Here is a 17998-nt window from a genome sequence, read left to right on the forward strand (position 1 = left end):
TTTTTTCATTTACACAAAATATTTTACACTCTCAATACTACAGATAGATGAAAATTCTTTATTAATTTTTATATGAGAAAATTCATTATTATTTGAAACTATATTGATGAACCAACTGAAACCTTCTCTTCTCATGATATATAATAACAAATTTGAGTTCATTTTTGTTATTGTTTTATCAAACTCCTGATATAATTCATCGTTCAAAATTAGTGCAGTATCAAAAATAGCAGGTGAACAGCAAGGGTAAACATTACCATTAAAATGATAGACTGGTTCAAAACCTGGACATTTTAGTTGATTTGGATGACTTAGTGAATAAATATTTTGAAATTCATCATCATTTATATTTTTGGCTTCTCCTACAGGAATTAAAGGGAATTTAGTCACAGGTATTCCTAAAATAGCTTCTCCTAAATCGTGGATTATTTTATCTCCTGTACTATTTTTACTAACAGCTATATTTACAGTAATTTGAATATCGGGATATTTTCTACTTTCTATTAAAATATTTCTTATGTAGTCAGTTTTAATAAATTTTGAGTGAAAATCATCATGGCTTATTGAAAGGTTCGTAACTCCCATTCTATTCATATCTAAAAAATATTTTTTTACTGTTTCAATTTCTCTTCCCCAAAAACCGTTAGAAATTAAAGTACTGATTTTTCCAGAGGAATTAACTATTTTTAATAGGTTATATAAAAAGGGATAATTTAAAAATATTTCTCCCCCAGTAAAAGAGATAGTTTTTATTTTTGGATTGTTTGAAAAATTCTCTACTAAGTTGATCACTTCGTTTTTATCTAATGCTTCTTTTTTTGTAGGTGAACAAGAGAAACAGCAATGCTCGCAAGAAGCATTGCATCTTGCACCTAAATTCACAACAACACTATCATACAAAAGATTCACACCTTCTTTCATTAATATCTAATAAAACTGAACAGCTTTCACTTAGAAAGCTGTTCAGTTTTATTTTGTTAAAGCACTCACTGGATTTACTTTCCTGAACCAGCAATCCAAGCGCCACCTTTGGATTTCACAAAATACCATAAGTCATTGATTTTTGCTAATTTTTCAGATTTTTCAACCAATTCTTTCATTTCCAATTCTTTCATAATAATATCTACTTTATAATTATTCCACATAAGTGGTATTTAAATGTTAGCAAATTTTTTTTGAGATGTAAAGGTAAATTTACTTTTAAATAGAGATTAAACCGTTTTTCTAAAAAATATATTTATTAATTTATATATTTTCAGTTTATATTTATTAATTCATATAAAAAACATAAATATAAAATGATATTAAAATATAATAAGTGGTGAAGTAGAAATTAATGCTTAAAAGAAGACTTCAAATATCTTAGTTCCAAAATGATAAGTTTGTTTAATTTACGGTTATAGCTAGTGTAAATATATAGAATATATGGTATAGAAACTTTTTCATTGACTTTCACATGGTGTCAAGGTTTATGATAAGAATATCAATTGAATGAAAAGGAGACTCTATGTATCAAATTGGGCAATTTGCCAAGTTAATGGATATTTCCCCACGGATGCTGCGTCATTATGAAAAAGCAGGAATTTTTGTTCCAAATGAAATTGATAAAAAAACAGGATATCGCTATTATAGTGCACATCAAATTCCTTTATTGAAACAAATTTTACTGTTAAGAGATTCAGGGTTTAAAGTTGAAGAGATGGCGGAAACTTTGAGAAAACTTAAGGATGCTTCTTTTTTGGAAACTATTTTGTTAAGAAAACGAGATCAATCGCGACATTTAATTCAAATGGAGGAGCAAAAGATTAAAAAAATTAATCAACAGTTAGTAGCTTTGAAGGAGGAAAAACAAATGATTAAAGGGACAGAAATCGATTTTATTGTTAGTGATAGCCTTAAGGCGCTTGCCTTATATAAAAAGGTGTTTGAAATAGAGGTAGTGGAAGCAACCGAATACCCTATCGGAATGAATGAAGCGGTTTTTCAACTTTATGGCACGAGGTTTCACATGTTAGATGCCAATGAAGAATATGGGTTAAAAGCACCAACCCAAGAACATCCCAATACTATCTGGTTTAATATAACAGTAGAAAATATTGAAGAGACACATCAACTGGCAATGGAAAACGGTTGTCAAGAAGTACAGCCTATTACTGAAATGATGGAAGGAGCGCTCAAAAATTCATTGTTTGTTGATCCGTATGGGTACATGTGGATGCTCCATCAAATCTATCAAGAGTTGAGTTTTGATGAGCGAATTGAGATTTTGGAAAACGAGCTGTAAAAATCACTATTCTTGTGTTTGTTTAACTAGTTATCTGAAAAGAACGTAACGCTTATCAACTAAGCGTTACGTTCTTTTTTTGCGTGTTAACAGAAGTTTAGTTAAAAAGATAAAGATTTGAACGTCTATATTCGGTATACTAACTATTAAGAAAATAAATTTTTAATACAAAAAAATTTATTTAGCTCTGTGGAAAATCAGAGCTAGAATATTCGGTAGGAGTGGAAGGGAGAAAAAATCAGTGTATGGGAAAAATAAAGTAGGGATAAAATTACAAATGAGCGTGGGGGAGTATCGAAAAACAAAAGTAAAAAGTATTATAATGAAGAATTTAGTTTATCTAGCTATTCTTTTAATAGGGATCTATTTGGGAATGAGTTTCTTAAAACGATTTGAAAGGACTTATTCAGCTCCAACAGACGATGTCGTAGTAAAAATTAATCAAAATCATCTTTTTGTTTCAGATAATGCACAAATTTTGAACGAAGAAGTCATTAATAATGTACAAAAAATTAATCAAGAACTTAGTAAGACGGAAACGAAACCACAACTAATGGTTATCACAGTTGAGCAAGTTCCTGAAAACGAAACGATTGAAAGCTTTACTAATCAAATAGGTAATAAATTAGGTATCGGAAATAAACTTTATAATAATGGAGTGATTTACTTAGTATCTGTCAAAGACAGGCAAGCAAGACTTGAAGTAGGCTATGGGCTTGAAGAGATAATCCCAGATAGTTTAACCGATGAAATAACAGATAGTACCGTGAAAGATTTTTATAAATTAAAGGATTTTAATGCAGGAATACATATTGTCACCACTCGGATTAAGGAACTACTTACTACTGATACTATGTCTAAAACGACCTCGCTACCTAAGATTAGTTTTTTGCAGAAAATTTGGTTATATTTATTAGGAATAGGAAGGTCGTTAAAGCCTTGGCTAATTATAGTTTTTATTATTGTTATGTTGTATTTTTTATGGGAATTACGTAATGCGGGGAAAGAACTTAGTGCCCGCTTGGCTCTAGTTGACATGGCAAATCGCTATAAGGAAGATGTAGCTATGTTTTATAATGGCGGTATTTCCTCTAAGGCAATTGTTTTAGGAGAACAATCAGTTGAATTTAAAGCTGCCAAGGCGCGTTTGGAGAAAAATATTTTATATCCTGAAAATTCGAAAAAAGAGATAATAATTCCCGCATACTATGATATGGATTTTGCATTTGGCGAGGTGACACCAAAGAAATTTATTTATAATTATGTTGCACAGTGGAAAGATTTAAGAAGCTCTTCTATGTGTGCTTGTTTTTGGAAGGTGAATCAACCATGGATCTACTTACCGCGTTTTTGGATAGGTGAAGTGTATTGGGAAAAAGTTCCAGAAACGAAACTGCCTGCGTGTCGGATTAGTGGAATTAATGATAACTTAATACCTGCTTACCTAAAAATTATTTTGTTTCCTCTTTCGATTTTATTAAAACATCCTTTTTTGGTATCGGTGACTCTGATTATTTATGTTCAAGTTAGTTTATCAGAGCAGTCGTTTCCTTCGACAGTTTTCACACTAATCACAGAGATTCTGACATTTTTAGAAGACGAAGACTCTTTAGTACCCATGGTTAGTCTGGTCTATTTTTTGATTCCGGTCTTTTTCTTATTTGGTTATATAAAATCAATAGGTGTTGGCTTACAAAATAGATTGCACCTGGATTCTATGATCCGTAGGTTTTTAAAAGATATCCAGCAAGTAAGTTCAGAAAAATCAAAATCATTAAAACAATTAGCAAACGATTTAGACAACCAGCACTATAAAATTGAAAAAAAATTATTGCGGAAAAAAATTAGAGAGAAAAAGATTACCAACAAAAAAGCTTCAAACTCCTTCTATCCGATAAGATTTATTAAAACTACGTATCCTGAATACTATGATATGCGTTTTGCTTATGGAAATGTGTCTATTGCTAAATTTCTAGCAAGTTCACGTTCTGACAGGCAACTAAAAAAGACCAGTATGTATGTGAATCGTCATGATTGGTGGGTTACAAGCAACGAGGGTTCTTCTGATGATGGCTCCGGTGACAGTTTCGGAGGTGGTAGTTTTGGCGGAGGTGGAGGTACTTCAAGTTGGTAGAAAGTTAAACTAGTTTAGGATGAACTTGGGATAACAAAAGCGCCTCTTAGAAACAAGGGTTTCTAAGAGGCGCTTTTGTTATCGTTACGTCACAGGAGGGATTCGAACCCCCGACCGTCCGCTTAGAAGGCGGATGCTCTATCCTGCTGAGCTACTATGACAATAGTTGTAACACAACAAAGCTAATTATAATGGAAGTAGTGTTAGAAAGTCAATCGGAAATTTAAATAACAGAAGAAGTTTTTTTGGAGAGAGAAAGTGAAGAAAATAGAGAGTTTATATTGACGAGGTTTTCTGGTTCTGTTATTATAGTTAGTGTTGTAATTGTGGTCTCCACAGCTACAACCGCACAGAACAAGTTTTTAAGCATGAGCAATCATCACTTGGGATGGCGAGTCTAAGTCTAGAAGAAGGAGGTGCTGTATAGCATGTACGCAATTATCAAAACTGGTGGTAAACAAGTGAAAGTTGAAGTAGGTCAAGCAATCTACGTTGAAAAATTAAACGTTGAGGCTGGCGAGAAAGTTGTTTTTGACGAAGTTATCTTAGTAGGTGGCGAATCTACAAAAGTTGGTGCGCCAACTGTTGCAGGCGCAACTGTTGAAGGAACTGTTGAAAAACACGGCAAACAAAAGAAAGTCGTGACTTTCCAATACAAACCTAAAAAACACTCTCACCGTAAACAAGGTCACCGTCAACCATATACAAAAGTTATGATCGAAGCAATCAACGCTTAATCTCTCTTGTTGACAGGAAAGAAGGCCTATCAATGATTAAAGGTTCTTTTAAACGAACAGGCTCCGGCCGAATCGTTTCATTCGAATTAACCGGGCATGCTGAAGCGGGTCCTTATGGTAGCGATGTGGTTTGCGCGGCAGTTTCTGCCTTAGCAATCAGCACAGTCAATGGGATTGATGCCTTAGCAGGTTTTGAACCGATTGTGGAAGTTGACGATGTAGAAGGTGGCTACCTTTATGTCGAGATGTTAACAACTGTCAATCAGGAACAAAAAAATATTGCCCAAATTCTATTAGAAAATCTTTTATTAGGTTTACAATCAATAGAGAACGAAAATACTGAATTTATTCAAATAAAAACAATCACTGAGAAATAGGAGGTGCAGACTATGTTATTGACTATGAATTTACAATTATTTGCCCATAAAAAAGGTGGCGGTTCTACATCAAACGGCCGTGACTCTGAATCTAAACGATTAGGCGCTAAAAGTGCTGATGGCCAAACAGTTACAGGTGGTTCAATTTTATACCGTCAACGCGGAACTAAAATTTATCCAGGTGTGAACGTTGGAATCGGTGGCGACGATACGTTATTTGCAAAAGTTGACGGTGTGGTACGTTTCGAACGTAAAGGCCGCGACAAAAAACAAGTATCAGTTTATCCAGTAGCTAACTAATACGATTAAAAAGCTGAATCTGCGGATTCAGCTTTTTTTGTCTTGTTAAAGGGTTAGACGGAAATAGAGGAAGATCTTAAAATAAAAAAAATCTCACATTGGGTTTAACTGCTTGTCTGACAAGGTTAATTGATGATATATTTAATGTAATAACAAGCATGTTATAAAATAATTGAGTCAAAAGAAAGAAGGGTATTATGCAGAAGAATTTTAGTGTAGTAAAGAAGTACGTGAATTTGATTTTGGATATTGTATTAGGGATTTTAGGAGTTTTCTTATTAGTATTTATGGCTAGTTATTTAGTTGACCTCGCTACATATCTCATGAAGCCAATGACGCCGGATAATTTTTCAGTTATCATGCAAGAAATTATTTCATTCTTTATGTTATTTGAGTTTATTATGATGATTCTTCGCTATATTCAAGAAGGACACCATATTCCGATTCGTTATTTGATTTTAATTTGTTTAACCGCAATTTTACGTCAATTAATGGTTGCGCATGGCGATGGCTTGCAGACCTTATTGTTATCTTTATCAATTCTTTTACTAGTGGTTGTGCTATTTATTCTCGGGTTAAATGGCAGCAAATTTTATACGCTAGGAAAAGCGAAAGTAGAAGAAGATCACGAGCAAGATTTTCATCATTAATCGAACATAATCAAAGACCGTCCAACGTGAGAAGTTTTCTCTAACGTGGGGCGGTCTTTTTAATGCGTAGTTAAATAGTTAACTCAATCAGTTCAATTGTTGGTAAGACACCAAAGCGTGCGCTGATTTTAGTGGTTCCGATTCCTGGGTGAACAATTAGCGGCGTTTCATCTTCTAAATGATAAAGCCCATGTGTATATTTTTTGGCAAGCTGATTTTTGTAAGTGAAAAAAGGCAAGCGAATCTGTCCGCCGTGACTATGTCCTGCTAAAATGAGGTCAATGTTTTTGTTGACTGCTGAGTCTGCGACATCTGGCTCATGGGTTAGTAGCAGAGTGGGCGTTCCAGTAGGGCGGTTGACTAAAGCCGCAGCTAAGTCGGTTTGTCCATATAACGAATCTTCTAAACCAGCGACGTACAAGGAGATACGGTGTGAGACAGGCAGTAATTTGCCCGTGTTTTTTAGTACGGTAAAGTCGGCAGCTTCTAAGATTGTTTCGTAAAAATTGGTATCTAACCCGCTATACTCGTGGTTGCCATAAATAGCGAATTTGCCATAAGGGGCGTTAATTTTACGGAAAAGTTGACTCACTTCATCCTGAATTTCGATACCGAAACGGGCATAATCGTCGAACAAGTCTCCTGTAAAAACGACTATGTCTGGTTGTAATGTATTTGTTTTTTCAACAATCTGTTTTAAGGCTTTCACAGAATAATTCTTTTTTAAATGAATATCAGAGAGTTGAACAATCCGTAAGGTTTTCCCTGATTCTGTTACTTTAATTTGATTTTTGTGTATGACTAAGCAGTTAGGTTCAATAAAAAAACTATAGCTTAAAATGCCGATAATAATGAAAAATAGTGCCAGAAATAAATAAACGTTCATAATTTCCTCCTTGAAGTCGCTAAATTAGTTTACTACAAAAGTGTTAAGCAAAAAATAAGGAAAGGTAAAATTTTCAGTAAACTTTCTCGATGAAGTTTTTTGGTGATTCATGCTTTTCTGAAGTAAATTTGCTATAATGAAAAATGAGAAAAAAGAAAGAAGGTCGAACCAATGATGGCAAGAGTCGAAAAGCTACGGGAGTTAATGAAAGAAAATAATTTACAAGGATTTTTAGTGACAAGTCCGTATAATTTACGTTATTTAACCAATTTTACTGGGACAACAGGCTTGGCAATGATTACATTAGATAAAGCTTTTTTTGTAACGGATTTTCGTTATACGGAACAAGCTGCGGAACAAGCAACTGGTTTTACTATCGTTAAAAACACAGGACATATTTTTGACGAAGTAGCAGATTTAGCTGAACGGTTGCAATTAGATAATTTAGCTTTTGAAGAAACGCAAGTTAGTTTCGCTGATTATAGCTTATTGGAAGAAATTTTACCATGTGAATTAGTTCCTGTAATGGGTTTGATTGAAGAATTAAGAGAAGTGAAAGATGAAGAAGAAGTAGCGATTATTGAAAAAGCGTGTGCCATCGCGGATCAAGGATTTGCCTTTGTCTTAGAGATGATTAAACCTGGAATGACAGAGATTGAAGTGGCTAATCAATTAGATTTCTTCATGCGTTCAAAAGGAGCCAGTGGTGTTTCTTTTGAGACAATTGTGGCCAGCGGTCTACGTTCGGCGATGCCACATGGCGTTGCTAGCCATAAAGTCATCGAAAAAGGTGAGTTAATCACTTTAGATTTCGGTTGTTATTATGAAGGCTATGTTTCTGATATGACACGTACATTTGCCATTGGTAGTATTCAGCCAAAACTAAAAGAAATTTATGACATTGTTTTAGAAGCACAATTAAAAGTGTTAGCAGAAGCTAAACCTGGGTTGACGGGCATTCAATTAGATGCGATTGCACGGGATCATATTGCTTCCTATGGCTATGGCGATGCGTTTGGTCACAGCACTGGTCATGGCATTGGGTTAGAAATTCATGAAGGACCAAATGTTTCATTCCGAGCAGATAAACAGTTTGTACCAGGGAATGTGATTACGGACGAACCTGGAATTTATTTGCCAGGAATTGGTGGCGTGCGTATTGAGGACGATTTATTGATTACTGCTGAAGGTAATCGTGTATTAACACATGCGCCAAAAGAATTAATCATTTTATAAAGGTTGGGAGAACATGGATATCCAAGAGTATCAGCGGTTTATTAGTGAGTTTTATAAAAAACGTAACTGGTATCAATATGATCCGTTTATTCGTTCCAACTTTTTAACAGAAGAAGTCGGCGAAGTTTGTCGGGCCATTCGGACAATTGAAATTGGCCGTGATCGACCGGATGAAACAGTTTTGGCGGATGAAGAGAATCTGGAAAATTTAACGGAAGAGTTAGGCGATGTGTTGGATAATTTATTTATTTTAGCGGATAAATATGACATCTCTTTAGAAATGATTATGCAAAAGCATCGGACGAAACTAATGGAACGTTATCCTGAAGAATAAAGATGTAAAAATAAGAAAGCCAAAATTACTTGGTCTTTCTTATTTTTACGTCTAAAGGCTTGAATTAGAAATTTATGACAAGAAATTATCTGTTCTTTTAGTCAGAACTTAGCTTTTCTGGTAGCGAAATAGGCTAATTAATGATAAACTAAGAACGAGTATTGATAAGCAAAATTTGGACGTTCTTTCACAACTAACTGAAGAAACCAGTGTTGTTTTAATTTTTAAGAATCATCCGTTGCTTAAAAGAGAATCCTTAAGAGACTTAGTGATTCATCAAATAAATCGTTTATTTAACGATTTTGTGCGTAATAGATAAGGAGGACAACCAAATGTCAGAAGAAAAAAATCTTGTAATCAATGCAAACGATTCTTTAGGAGAAATCGTGATTGCTCCTGAAGTCATTGAAGTAATTATCGGAATCGCTGCTTCAAAAGTAGAGGGCGTTTATGGGATGCGTGGCACGTTCGCCAATAATGTGAATGAATTATTAGGCCGTGCAGCACACGGCAAAGGTGTATATTTACGAACAGAAGAAGAAGGCTTAAAAGTCGATATCTATTGTTACTTGAACTACGGTGTTTCTGTGCCAAAAGTTGCGTTAGAAATGCAAGACCGTGTGAAACAACAAGTCTTATTTATGACAGATATTGATTTAGTTGAAGTGAATATTCATGTTGTAGCGGTAGTACCTGAAAAAATCCCTCAACCAGACTTAAATGAATTATTCCCAGAAGATGAAGATGGAGAAGAGAATGAGTAAAACAGAATTAACCCGTCACGAGATTCGTGAAAAAGCGCTCCAAGCCCTTTTTCCTTTAGATTTTAATGCTGATTTAACCAAACAAGATGCCATTGATTATGCATTGGCTTATGATAATCGGGAAATCGTCAGTGAAGATGGCGAAGACCTAGTTCCTACGTATTTAGATTTACTTGTCGGTGGTGTGTGTAGCCGCAAAGCAGAATTAGATGAAGTAATTACGAACCATTTAGGTAATAACTGGTCTATGCAACGCTTAGCAAAAATAGATATTGTTATTTTACGCTTAGCTATTTTTGAAATGCTATACGTTTCAGATGTGCCAAACATTGTGGCATTAAATGAAGCCGTTGAGTTAAGTAAAAAATACAGCGACGACCGTTCACGTAAATTTGTTAATGGTGTGTTATCAAATGTAATGAAAGAAATTGATTCAGAGGCGTAAGCTCTGAATCTTTTTTTACTATCTAACTGGTGTTAAGATACTGGGTTATATGCTAAAATAAATACTATTAAAGAAGTAAAGAAACAATAGAGGGAGCGAAGGAATGAGTACAGTAATTAACGGTCGTGAATTAGCAGATCAAATGCAAGCAGAGATTCAAAAAGATGTAGAAAAGATGACACAACAAGGCATCCAACCAGGATTAGTTGTTTTATTAGTTGGGGAAAATCCTGCCAGCCAAACGTATGTGAGAAATAAAGAACGTGCAGCAGCCAAAATTGGCATTCTGTCAAAGGTCGAAAAACTGCCAGAAACTATTTCAGAAGAAGAATTATTGGCTGAGATTGACAAATATAATCAAGATTCACGCTTTCATGGCATTCTTGTACAACTACCTTTGCCAAAACATATTGATGAAGAAAAGATTTTATTAGCAATTGATCCCAAAAAAGATGTAGATGGGTTCCATCCAATGAATTTAGGCCGTTTGTTTGTAGGCAAACCTGAAATGATTCCTTGCACGCCGTATGGAATTATGAAGATGTTTGAAGCCTATGATATTGATTTAACAGGTAAACGTGCGGTGGTTATTGGTCGAAGTAATATTGTTGGCAAGCCAATGGCACAATTATTGTTAATGAAAAATGCGACCGTGACGATTGCCCATTCTAAAACTGAACATTTAGCAGAAGTTGCAAAAGAAGCGGATATTTTAGTTGTAGCAATTGGACGCGGGCATTTTGTCACCAAAGAGTTCGTGAAACCAGGTGCGGTAGTGATTGATGTGGGTATGAATCGCAATCAAGAAGGAAAACTGATTGGTGATGTAGCATTCGATGAAGTTTCTGAAATTGCAAGCTATATCACGCCGGTTCCCAAAGGTGTTGGCCCAATGACGATTACCATGTTAATGTATCAAACAGTCGAGGCAGCAAAAAAACAAAAGTAAGGTGAAAAAATGACGCAACAGTATTTAACAGTAACAGCCTTAACGAAGTATTTAAAACGTAAATTTGATGCAGACCCTTACTTAGGACGTGTCTATTTAACAGGTGAAATTTCGAACTTTCGCTTCCGAGCGAACGCGCATCAGTACTTCAGTTTAAAAGATGATCATGCGAAGATTTCTGCAATTATGTTTAAATCAGCCTTTCAAAAATTGAAGTTTCAACCAAAAGAAGGCATGAAAGTCATGGTGGTGGGGCGGATTTCGCTTTATGAAAACAGCGGCTCCTATCAAATTTATATTGAACATATGGAACCAGATGGTGTCGGTGCACTTTATCAAGCATTGGCAGAATTAAGAGAAAAACTAGGAAAAGAAGGACTTTTTGAAGGGCCTAAACAACAGTTGCCTCGTTATCCCAAACGAATCGCTGTGGTTACAAGTCCTAGTGGTGCTGTCATTCGGGATATCATTACGACAGTCAAAAGACGGTATCCGATTGCACAACTGGTCCTTTTTCCAACCTTGGTCCAAGGCGAGCAGGCGGCGGATGACATTGTGCGGAACATTCAGCGAGCCGATGCGCAAGGCGATTTTGATACGATGATCATCGGCCGTGGCGGTGGTTCAATCGAGGATTTATGGCCATTTAATGAAGAAAAAGTGGCTCGAGCCATTCATGCTGCCACCACACCGATTATTTCATCGGTTGGTCACGAAACAGATGTGACAATTGCCGATATGGTAGCAGATGTTCGTGCAGCAACGCCAACGGCAGCAGCGGAACTAGCGGTACCAGTTTTAAATGAAGAACTATTAAGAATTAGTGAACGGCGTAGTCGTTTAGAACAAAGCTTTTTATATCTCTTACAACAACGAACAGAACGTTTCCAACGACTACAAAACTCTTATGTGTTTAAGCAACCTGAGCGACTTTATGAAGGTCAAACGATTAAATTAGATCGAATGACGCAACGTCTTTTCCAAGCAATGACAACGATTCATCACCAAAAGCAACGTCAAGCCCAAGGAATTATCGCTCAATTGCAACAACAGACACCAAAGGGACAATTAAGAGAAAGTCAGCAACAGTTGGCGTTTTTACAACGAAACTTGCAAACACAAATGACACAATTGTTCCTAAACAAACAAAAGCAATTCACGTCTGCTGTTCAACAATTAGACTTACTCAGCCCACTCAAAATTATGGGTCGAGGATATAGTTATACTACAAAAGAGGACCGTGTCGTTAAAACTGTTACCGAGTTACAGCCAGCAGATCAATTAACGATTCATTATGCTGACGGTACAGTTCAAGCAAACGTCGAAACAATAACAGCGAAAAAAGAGGAGTTTTAACATGCCAGCAAAAGAAAAAACGTTTGAAGAATCATTAAATGCCTTAGAAGAAATCGTTCAGCGCTTAGAACGAGGAGATGTTCCTTTGGAAGAAGCCTTAGTTGCCTTTCAAGAGGGCATGGCATTAAGTAAACAATGTCAAGATACATTGGAAAAAGCGGAAAAAACTTTAACGAAAATGATGACAGAAAACAATGAAGAAATTGTTTTTGAAGAGAGCGAGGAAGCGTAATGACGAATTTTAGTCAACAGCATTTACCGTTGGTTGAAAAAGTCATGGTCGATTTTATCGCAGAATATACTGAAAATGAGCGTTTGAAAGAAGCAATGCTCTACTCAATACACGCAGGTGGCAAACGATTACGCCCGCTATTAGTGCTAACAACAGTGGCCGCTTTTCAAAAAGAGATGGAAACACAAGACTATCAAGTGGCTGCCTCTTTAGAGATGATTCATACGTATTCATTAATTCATGATGATTTACCAGCAATGGATGATGATGATTTACGTCGTGGCAAACCAACCAATCACAAAGTGTTTGGTGAAGCGACTGCCATTTTAGCAGGGGATGGCTTATTAACAGGCGCATTTCAGTTACTTTCTTTGAGCCAATTAGGCTTAAGTGAAAAAGTTTTACTGATGCAACAACTAGCAAAGGCAGCGGGGAATCAAGGCATGGTTGCCGGCCAAATGGGTGATATTGAAGGAGAAAAAGTCAGCTTGACTTTAGAAGAGTTAGCGGCTGTTCATGAAAAGAAAACCGGAGCGCTAATTGAATTCGCCTTAATTGCTGGGGGCGTATTAGCCAATCAAACAGAAGAAGTCATTGGTTTACTGACACAGTTTGCGCATCACTATGGCTTGGCTTTTCAAATTCGTGATGACTTATTAGATGCCACAAGTACAGAAGCAGATTTAGGTAAAAAAGTAGGCCGGGATGAAGCGTTGAATAAAAGTACGTATCCAGCTCTTCTAGGGATTGCTGGCGCGAAAGATGCGCTAACGCATCAATTAGCAGAAGGTAGCGCTGTTTTAGAAAAAATCAAAGCAAATGTTCCCAACTTTTCAGAAGAACATTTAGCAAACTTGTTAACTCAGTTACAATTGAGATAGAAAGAAGGCACTTATGAAAAAAGAACGCGTCGATGTCTTAGCGTTTAATCAAGGACTATTTGAAACACGAGAAAAAGCAAAACGCAGCGTGATGGCTGGTTTGGTTTACAATGATAAAAATGAACGTTTAGATAAACCAGGGGAAAAAATTTCTGTGGAGACACCCTTACATACTAAGGGCCAAGTAATGCCTTATGTTTCTCGTGGGGGCTTAAAACTAGAGAAGGCACTAAATGTTTTTGCAATCAACGTTCAAGGCAAAACAATGCTAGATATTGGTTCCTCCACAGGTGGTTTTACCGATGTCGCTTTACAAAATGGGGCTCGTTTGAGTTACGCTTTAGATGTTGGCTATAACCAACTAGCATGGAAAATTCGGCAAGATGAACGCGTGGTGGTAATGGAACGTACCAATTTTCGCTATAGTAAACCTGAAGATTTCACTGAAGGGGTGCCGGATATTGCAACGATTGATGTTTCCTTTATTTCATTACGCTTAATTTTGCCACCTCTCCATGATATTTTGAAAAAAGGTGGTAGTGTGGTGGCGTTAATTAAGCCACAATTCGAAGCTGGCAAAGAGTTTGTTGGGAAAAAAGGAATCGTGCGTGATCCAGAAACCCATCAAATGGTTGTGGAAGAAATCACACGCTTTGCCATGAATAACGGTTATGATGTGAAAAACTTAGATTTTTCACCAATCACTGGTGGCGAAGGAAACATTGAATTTTTGGCACATTTAGTTTCTGTTGATGGGGAAGGATCCTATCAAGCGACAGAATCCATTGAAGAAGTTGTCGCGCATGCGCATCAAAAATTAGTGGAATGATGAGAAAAGTTAGAAGAAAGAAGTGGACGCCTACGGGTGAAAGCTTCTTTTTTGTATAAATCTAGTAATTCATCTTTTAAAATGCATAAAAATAAGCTATGATGAGGGCAAGAGTAAACTGAAAAGGAGAGCGGCGCCATGAGAAAGCAAGATAGACACCGTTTAATTACACGTTTATTGACTGAAAAAAATATTCAAAAGCAAGAAGATTTTGTCAACTATTTACAAGAAAAGGGCGTAGCTGTTACACAAGCAACGATTTCTCGCGACATTAAAGATATGAAACTGATTAAAGTTCCTTCTGCAGAAGGGGGTTATCGATATAGCCTTCCATTAGAGACACAAGCTAATACGAGTGCTAAACTTGCAAAGCTTTTAAAAGATGCCTTTGTAGCTGCAGAACAAATGGAAAAATATGTCGTATTACGAACCATTCCTGGCAATGCAGCGGCGTGTGGTAGTTTAATCGAAAAGAATTACCAAGAGAAACTTTTTGCCGTCATCAACGATGACGATAGTGTCCTCATGATTGCACGAACTGAGGAGGCGGCAGAAAAACTTCATAAAGAGCTGTTAAGCTATCTATAAAGAATGAGGTGAACAAGATGTTACAAGAACTTTCCGTGAAAAATTTTGCGATTATCTCTTCGTTACAATTAGAGTTTCAAATGGGTATGACCGTTTTAACGGGAGAAACGGGTGCGGGGAAATCCATCATTATTGATGCAATGGGATTACTCACAGGCGGACGCGGCTCCAGTGACTATATTCGTCAAGGAGCAAATAAATGCACTTTAGAAGGACTTTTTTCAATGCCGAAAAGTCAAGAATTAAAGCAATTATTAGAAGAATTAGGTATTGAAACAGAAGAAGATTCTTTAGTGATTCAACGAGATATTTCCGCTTCTGGTAAAAATGTTTGCCGTGTCAACGGACGAATTGTCAACATTACTAATTTAAAAAGAATTGGGGAATATTTAGTAGATATTCATGGCCAAAACGAACATCAAGAATTGATGCAAAGTGAACGCCATATTGATATGTTAGATGAATTTGGTGGGAAAAAACTTTTAACAGTCAAAGAAAAATATACACGGGCATATCAAGAGTATCGCGCACTCGAAGCCAAAGTCAGAAAGCGACAAAAAAATGAAAAAGAATTTGCCCAAAGAATGGACATGCTTCATTTTCAAAGTGATGAAATTGCTAGTGCACAGTTAGTCGCTGGCGAAGAAGAACAATTGCTAGAAGAACGCAATAAACTGAACAATTTTCAAAAGATTGCTGATGCACTGACGATTAGTTATGCCGCGCTAAATGGTGAAGACGATAGTAGCTTGGATAAAATCGGAACAAGTATGAATGAACTCGCTTCGATTGAATCCCTTGATCCAGAATACAAAACATTGTCAGATACTGTTCAAAATGCTTACTACTTACTACAAGAAGCTAGTGGAGATCTTTCTAGGTTGATTGATGGCTTAGAACTAGACGAAGGTCGCTTGAATGAAGTAGAAAATCGTTTGGAATTAATCCGTCAAATGAAACGTAAATATGGCGATTCAATCGAAACGATTTTATCTTACTATGAAGAAATCACCAAAGAGTTAGCAGAGGCTGATTTTTTGGAAGGTGGTACAGGTGACTTAGAAGCGTTGCTTGCAGAGAAACAACAAGCGGCTCATCAACAAGCGTTAGTTTTACGAAAAGAGCGAAAGCGCCTAGCCAAAGAGCTCGAACAACAAATTTTAACCGAATTAAAAGAACTATATTTGGAGCGAACGGAATTTGAAGTCCGCTTTACAGAACTTGAGCATTTACAAGAAAATGGCTTAGACGGAGTAGAATTTTATATTACTACTAACCCAGGGGAACCATTAAAACCGTTAGTTCGGGTGGCTTCTGGCGGAGAACTTTCGCGAGTGATGCTGGCTATGAAAACAATCTTTTCTCAAACGCAAGGGATCACTAGTATTGTTTTTGATGAAGTGGATACAGGAGTCAGTGGCCGAGTAGCACAGGCGATTGCCGATAAAATTTATCAGATTTCAGAAAATTCGCAGGTGTTGTGTATCACGCACTTGCCCCAAGTGGCGGCCGTTGCCGATGAACATTATTTTATTGAAAAAGAAATCGTGGCGGGTCGGACAGAAACAAGCGTCCGAATTTTATCTGAAAAAGAGCGAGTAAACGAAATTGCGCGTATGCTCGCAGGAAGTGAAATTACGAAATTAACCATTGAACATGCACAAGAGCTGTTGGCGATGGCGAAAAAATAGCCGCTCTATTTGAGCAAGTAAAAAAACAGCCCCTTCAATTGATAGAAGGGGCTGTTTTTTTACTTTTAGTGTGTGAAAAAGTTCTCCAGTTTAAAGACTAAGAATTGCTGTTAAAACAGTTGAACCTACAATTGCGATCAGCATTAGCCAAACCACGACTTTCGTGATTTTTGAAAAGCGACTTTGTTCTTTGTCGTTCATAAATGACACGTCCTTTTTAATTTCTGCTAATAGTGTACAACCTTTTCCTGAAAACAGCAACCTAAAGTTATAAGAGATTCTTTTTCTTTAAAATTCGAATACTAATTACGCAGATTAAGGTAGTGATAGCAAAAATAATCCAAAAAGAATATTCATGCTCTGCAAAAGGGAGTTTCACATTCATGCCGTAGATTCCCCCGATGATGGTCGGGATGGTTAGGACAATTGTTAAGGATGTTAAAATTTTCATGACATTATTTAAGTTATTTGAGACGATTGCTGAAAAAGTATTACTAATGTTATCAACTAATTTTAGTTGTATTTTAGTCGTATTTAGTCCTTGTTCTAGTTCAATCAAAATATCCTTTAAAAATGGCAAATGTTTTTCTGGATGATTAAAAATTTCAGCGCTATATAAACGTTTTAATACTTTTAAATTATCCGTTAAAGCTGCTTCGAAATAAACTAGACTTTTTTGAATGTCCATAATCTGATACAATTGACTATTTTCTGTGGCTACTTGGAGCTCTCCTTCAAGTTTGTTGGTTTGTTGGATAAGTGCTTGTAAGTTTTTATTGAAGGAAAGGGCCATCTTCCATGAAAGGGCTAAAATTAAGGCCTTCTCAATAGAAAGATCTTGATGCGTGAACGCCTCTTTTTGAATCCCATGAACGATGTCGTTAGGCCCATTGCTAACAGTAATTAGTTTGTTATCGACGGTTGCGATTAAAGCAATCGGCACCGTTTCTACTTGCAGATAGCCACTAGGACTGATACTAGCTTTGGGATAACGAAATAAAAGTAACGTAGGCGTTTGTAATTTTTCGTGGCGGAAACCTTCCACTCGAGCATTTTCTTCATCATCTAAAACGCCGGTAAGATAATCTGTTGGTAAGTGGTATTGATTGACGAGACGCTCGATTTCTTCTTCCGTAGGAGATTCTACCGAAATCCAACTTAGGGCTTCATCGTCTGGTGAACAAGGTTCAAAATAGTCATTTTTCAATAATAAATAATTAATCAAAAGATTCACCCCGAATCAACATTTTTTGTTCTAAATCCATTATAATAGAAGTATGACACAATACGAGAAGAAAAGCTTATAAAAAACATTCAAAAATAAG

22 protein-coding genes, 1 tRNA gene, 1 pseudogene and 1 other annotated feature are annotated in these 17998 nt (G+C 36.3%); of the genes and pseudogenes, 18 read left to right on the forward strand and 6 right to left on the reverse strand.

What is annotated here, in order from left to right; genetic code table 11:
* Window positions 1-9: 9 nt before the first annotated feature.
* Complete coding sequence (locus HMPREF2810_RS09935) at window positions 10-909, reverse strand: YydG family radical SAM peptide epimerase (RefSeq protein WP_256279362.1); 900 nt, start codon at window positions 907-909, stop codon at window positions 10-12.
* 86 nt (window positions 910-995) lie between these two features.
* A complete protein-coding gene (locus HMPREF2810_RS09940; protein WP_048942166.1) occupies window positions 996-1145 on the reverse strand; it encodes an epipeptide YydF family RiPP in 150 nt (49 codons plus the stop codon).
* 362 nt (window positions 1146-1507) lie between these two features.
* Between HMPREF2810_RS09940 and HMPREF2810_RS16085 the strand changes: the two are divergent.
* The 3 genes and pseudogenes from HMPREF2810_RS16085 to HMPREF2810_RS09950 all read left to right on the forward strand — a co-directional run.
* A pseudogene (locus tag HMPREF2810_RS16085) lies at window positions 1508-1708 on the forward strand (MerR family transcriptional regulator); the annotation flags it as partial.
* 144 nt (window positions 1709-1852) lie between these two features.
* Window positions 1853-2284, forward strand: coding sequence for a VOC family protein (locus HMPREF2810_RS16090; RefSeq protein WP_025187508.1), 432 nt, complete (start codon window positions 1853-1855; stop codon window positions 2282-2284).
* 241 nt (window positions 2285-2525) lie between these two features.
* On the forward strand, window positions 2526-4418 hold the full coding sequence (locus HMPREF2810_RS09950; RefSeq protein WP_002383391.1) for a TPM domain-containing protein: 1893 nt from the start codon (window positions 2526-2528) through the stop codon (window positions 4416-4418).
* Window positions 4419-4505: 87 nt separating this feature from the next.
* Here the strand turns inward: HMPREF2810_RS09950 and HMPREF2810_RS09955 are convergent.
* Window positions 4506-4579, reverse strand: a tRNA-Arg gene (locus tag HMPREF2810_RS09955).
* A 172-nt stretch (window positions 4580-4751) separates the two neighbouring features.
* Window positions 4752-4827: a sequence feature (ribosomal protein L21 leader region), on the forward strand.
* Between the two features lie 19 nt (window positions 4828-4846).
* Between HMPREF2810_RS09955 and rplU the strand changes: the two genes are divergently transcribed.
* The 4 genes from rplU (at window position 4847) to psiE (ending at window position 6482) form a co-directional block, all read left to right on the forward strand.
* On the forward strand, window positions 4847-5155 hold the full coding sequence (gene rplU, locus HMPREF2810_RS09960; protein ID WP_002355866.1) for a 50S ribosomal protein L21: 309 nt from the start codon (window positions 4847-4849) through the stop codon (window positions 5153-5155).
* Between the two features lie 32 nt (window positions 5156-5187).
* Entirely contained in the window at window positions 5188-5532 is a 345-nt protein-coding gene (locus HMPREF2810_RS09965; RefSeq protein WP_002355867.1) for a ribosomal-processing cysteine protease Prp, read from the forward strand.
* Window positions 5533-5544: 12 nt separating this feature from the next.
* Window positions 5545-5832 (forward strand): 50S ribosomal protein L27, encoded by a 288-nt coding sequence (gene rpmA / locus HMPREF2810_RS09970; protein ID WP_002355868.1) that lies wholly within the window; start codon window positions 5545-5547, stop codon window positions 5830-5832.
* A 197-nt stretch (window positions 5833-6029) separates the two neighbouring features.
* Complete coding sequence (psiE, locus tag HMPREF2810_RS09975) at window positions 6030-6482, forward strand: phosphate-starvation-inducible protein PsiE (protein ID WP_002355869.1); 453 nt, start codon at window positions 6030-6032, stop codon at window positions 6480-6482.
* 70 nt (window positions 6483-6552) lie between these two features.
* Here psiE and HMPREF2810_RS09980 read toward each other — a convergent pair whose 3' ends face one another.
* Window positions 6553-7368 (reverse strand): metallophosphoesterase, encoded by an 816-nt coding sequence (locus HMPREF2810_RS09980; protein WP_002355870.1) that lies wholly within the window; start codon window positions 7366-7368, stop codon window positions 6553-6555.
* A 171-nt stretch (window positions 7369-7539) separates the two neighbouring features.
* Here HMPREF2810_RS09980 and HMPREF2810_RS09985 point away from each other — a divergent pair, with 171 nt between their 5' ends.
* The 11 genes from HMPREF2810_RS09985 to recN all read left to right on the forward strand — a co-directional run bounded on the left by HMPREF2810_RS09985 (window position 7540) and on the right by recN (window position 16673).
* Entirely contained in the window at window positions 7540-8604 is a 1065-nt protein-coding gene (locus tag HMPREF2810_RS09985; protein ID WP_002391500.1) for a M24 family metallopeptidase, read from the forward strand.
* 13 nt (window positions 8605-8617) lie between these two features.
* Window positions 8618-8938 carry a MazG nucleotide pyrophosphohydrolase domain-containing protein gene (locus tag HMPREF2810_RS09990; RefSeq protein WP_002383393.1) on the forward strand — a complete coding sequence of 107 codons (321 nt, stop codon included), beginning with the start codon at window positions 8618-8620 and terminating at the stop codon, window positions 8936-8938.
* Window positions 8939-9270: 332 nt separating this feature from the next.
* Window positions 9271-9702: an Asp23/Gls24 family envelope stress response protein gene (locus tag HMPREF2810_RS09995; protein ID WP_002355874.1), complete on the forward strand. Its 432-nt coding sequence runs from the start codon at window positions 9271-9273 to the stop codon at window positions 9700-9702.
* A complete protein-coding gene (gene nusB / locus HMPREF2810_RS10000; RefSeq protein WP_002355875.1) occupies window positions 9695-10147 on the forward strand; it encodes a transcription antitermination factor NusB in 453 nt (150 codons plus the stop codon). Before HMPREF2810_RS09995 ends, nusB begins: the two co-directional genes overlap by 8 nt.
* A gap of 103 nt (window positions 10148-10250) precedes the next feature.
* Window positions 10251-11096 carry a bifunctional methylenetetrahydrofolate dehydrogenase/methenyltetrahydrofolate cyclohydrolase gene (locus tag HMPREF2810_RS10005; protein WP_002355876.1) on the forward strand — a complete coding sequence of 282 codons (846 nt, stop codon included), beginning with the start codon at window positions 10251-10253 and terminating at the stop codon, window positions 11094-11096.
* A gap of 9 nt (window positions 11097-11105) precedes the next feature.
* The gene (gene xseA / locus HMPREF2810_RS10010; RefSeq protein ID WP_002355877.1) at window positions 11106-12452 is read left to right on the forward strand and encodes an exodeoxyribonuclease VII large subunit; all 1347 of its coding nucleotides are present in this window, start codon (window positions 11106-11108) and stop codon (window positions 12450-12452) included.
* Window position 12453: 1 nt separating this feature from the next.
* Window positions 12454-12684: an exodeoxyribonuclease VII small subunit gene (locus HMPREF2810_RS10015; RefSeq protein ID WP_002383396.1), complete on the forward strand. Its 231-nt coding sequence runs from the start codon at window positions 12454-12456 to the stop codon at window positions 12682-12684.
* Complete coding sequence (locus HMPREF2810_RS10020) at window positions 12684-13565, forward strand: polyprenyl synthetase family protein (RefSeq protein WP_002355879.1); 882 nt, start codon at window positions 12684-12686, stop codon at window positions 13563-13565. The genes HMPREF2810_RS10015 and HMPREF2810_RS10020 overlap by 1 nt, the downstream gene beginning before the upstream one ends.
* Before the next feature lie 13 nt (window positions 13566-13578).
* Entirely contained in the window at window positions 13579-14394 is an 816-nt protein-coding gene (locus HMPREF2810_RS10025) for a TlyA family RNA methyltransferase (RefSeq protein ID WP_002383397.1), read from the forward strand.
* Window positions 14395-14532: 138 nt separating this feature from the next.
* Window positions 14533-14982 (forward strand): arginine repressor, encoded by a 450-nt coding sequence (locus HMPREF2810_RS10030; protein ID WP_002358881.1) that lies wholly within the window; start codon window positions 14533-14535, stop codon window positions 14980-14982.
* A 17-nt stretch (window positions 14983-14999) separates the two neighbouring features.
* Window positions 15000-16673 carry a DNA repair protein RecN gene (recN, locus tag HMPREF2810_RS10035; RefSeq protein ID WP_002383398.1) on the forward strand — a complete coding sequence of 558 codons (1674 nt, stop codon included), beginning with the start codon at window positions 15000-15002 and terminating at the stop codon, window positions 16671-16673.
* Window positions 16674-16763: 90 nt separating this feature from the next.
* On the opposite strand, the gene HMPREF2810_RS15905 is transcribed toward recN, so the two are convergent.
* Together HMPREF2810_RS15905 and HMPREF2810_RS10040 are read right to left on the reverse strand one after the other, a co-directional pair.
* Window positions 16764-16874 (reverse strand): DUF4044 domain-containing protein, encoded by a 111-nt coding sequence (locus HMPREF2810_RS15905; RefSeq protein ID WP_002383399.1) that lies wholly within the window; start codon window positions 16872-16874, stop codon window positions 16764-16766.
* Between the two features lie 67 nt (window positions 16875-16941).
* On the reverse strand, window positions 16942-17907 hold the full coding sequence (locus HMPREF2810_RS10040) for a magnesium transporter CorA family protein (RefSeq protein ID WP_083307135.1): 966 nt from the start codon (window positions 17905-17907) through the stop codon (window positions 16942-16944).
* Window positions 17908-17998 lie beyond the last annotated feature (91 nt).

It is taken from the genome of Enterococcus sp. HMSC078F03, assembly GCF_001811595.1.
GTDB classification, from domain to species: domain Bacteria; phylum Bacillota; class Bacilli; order Lactobacillales; family Enterococcaceae; genus Enterococcus; species Enterococcus faecalis.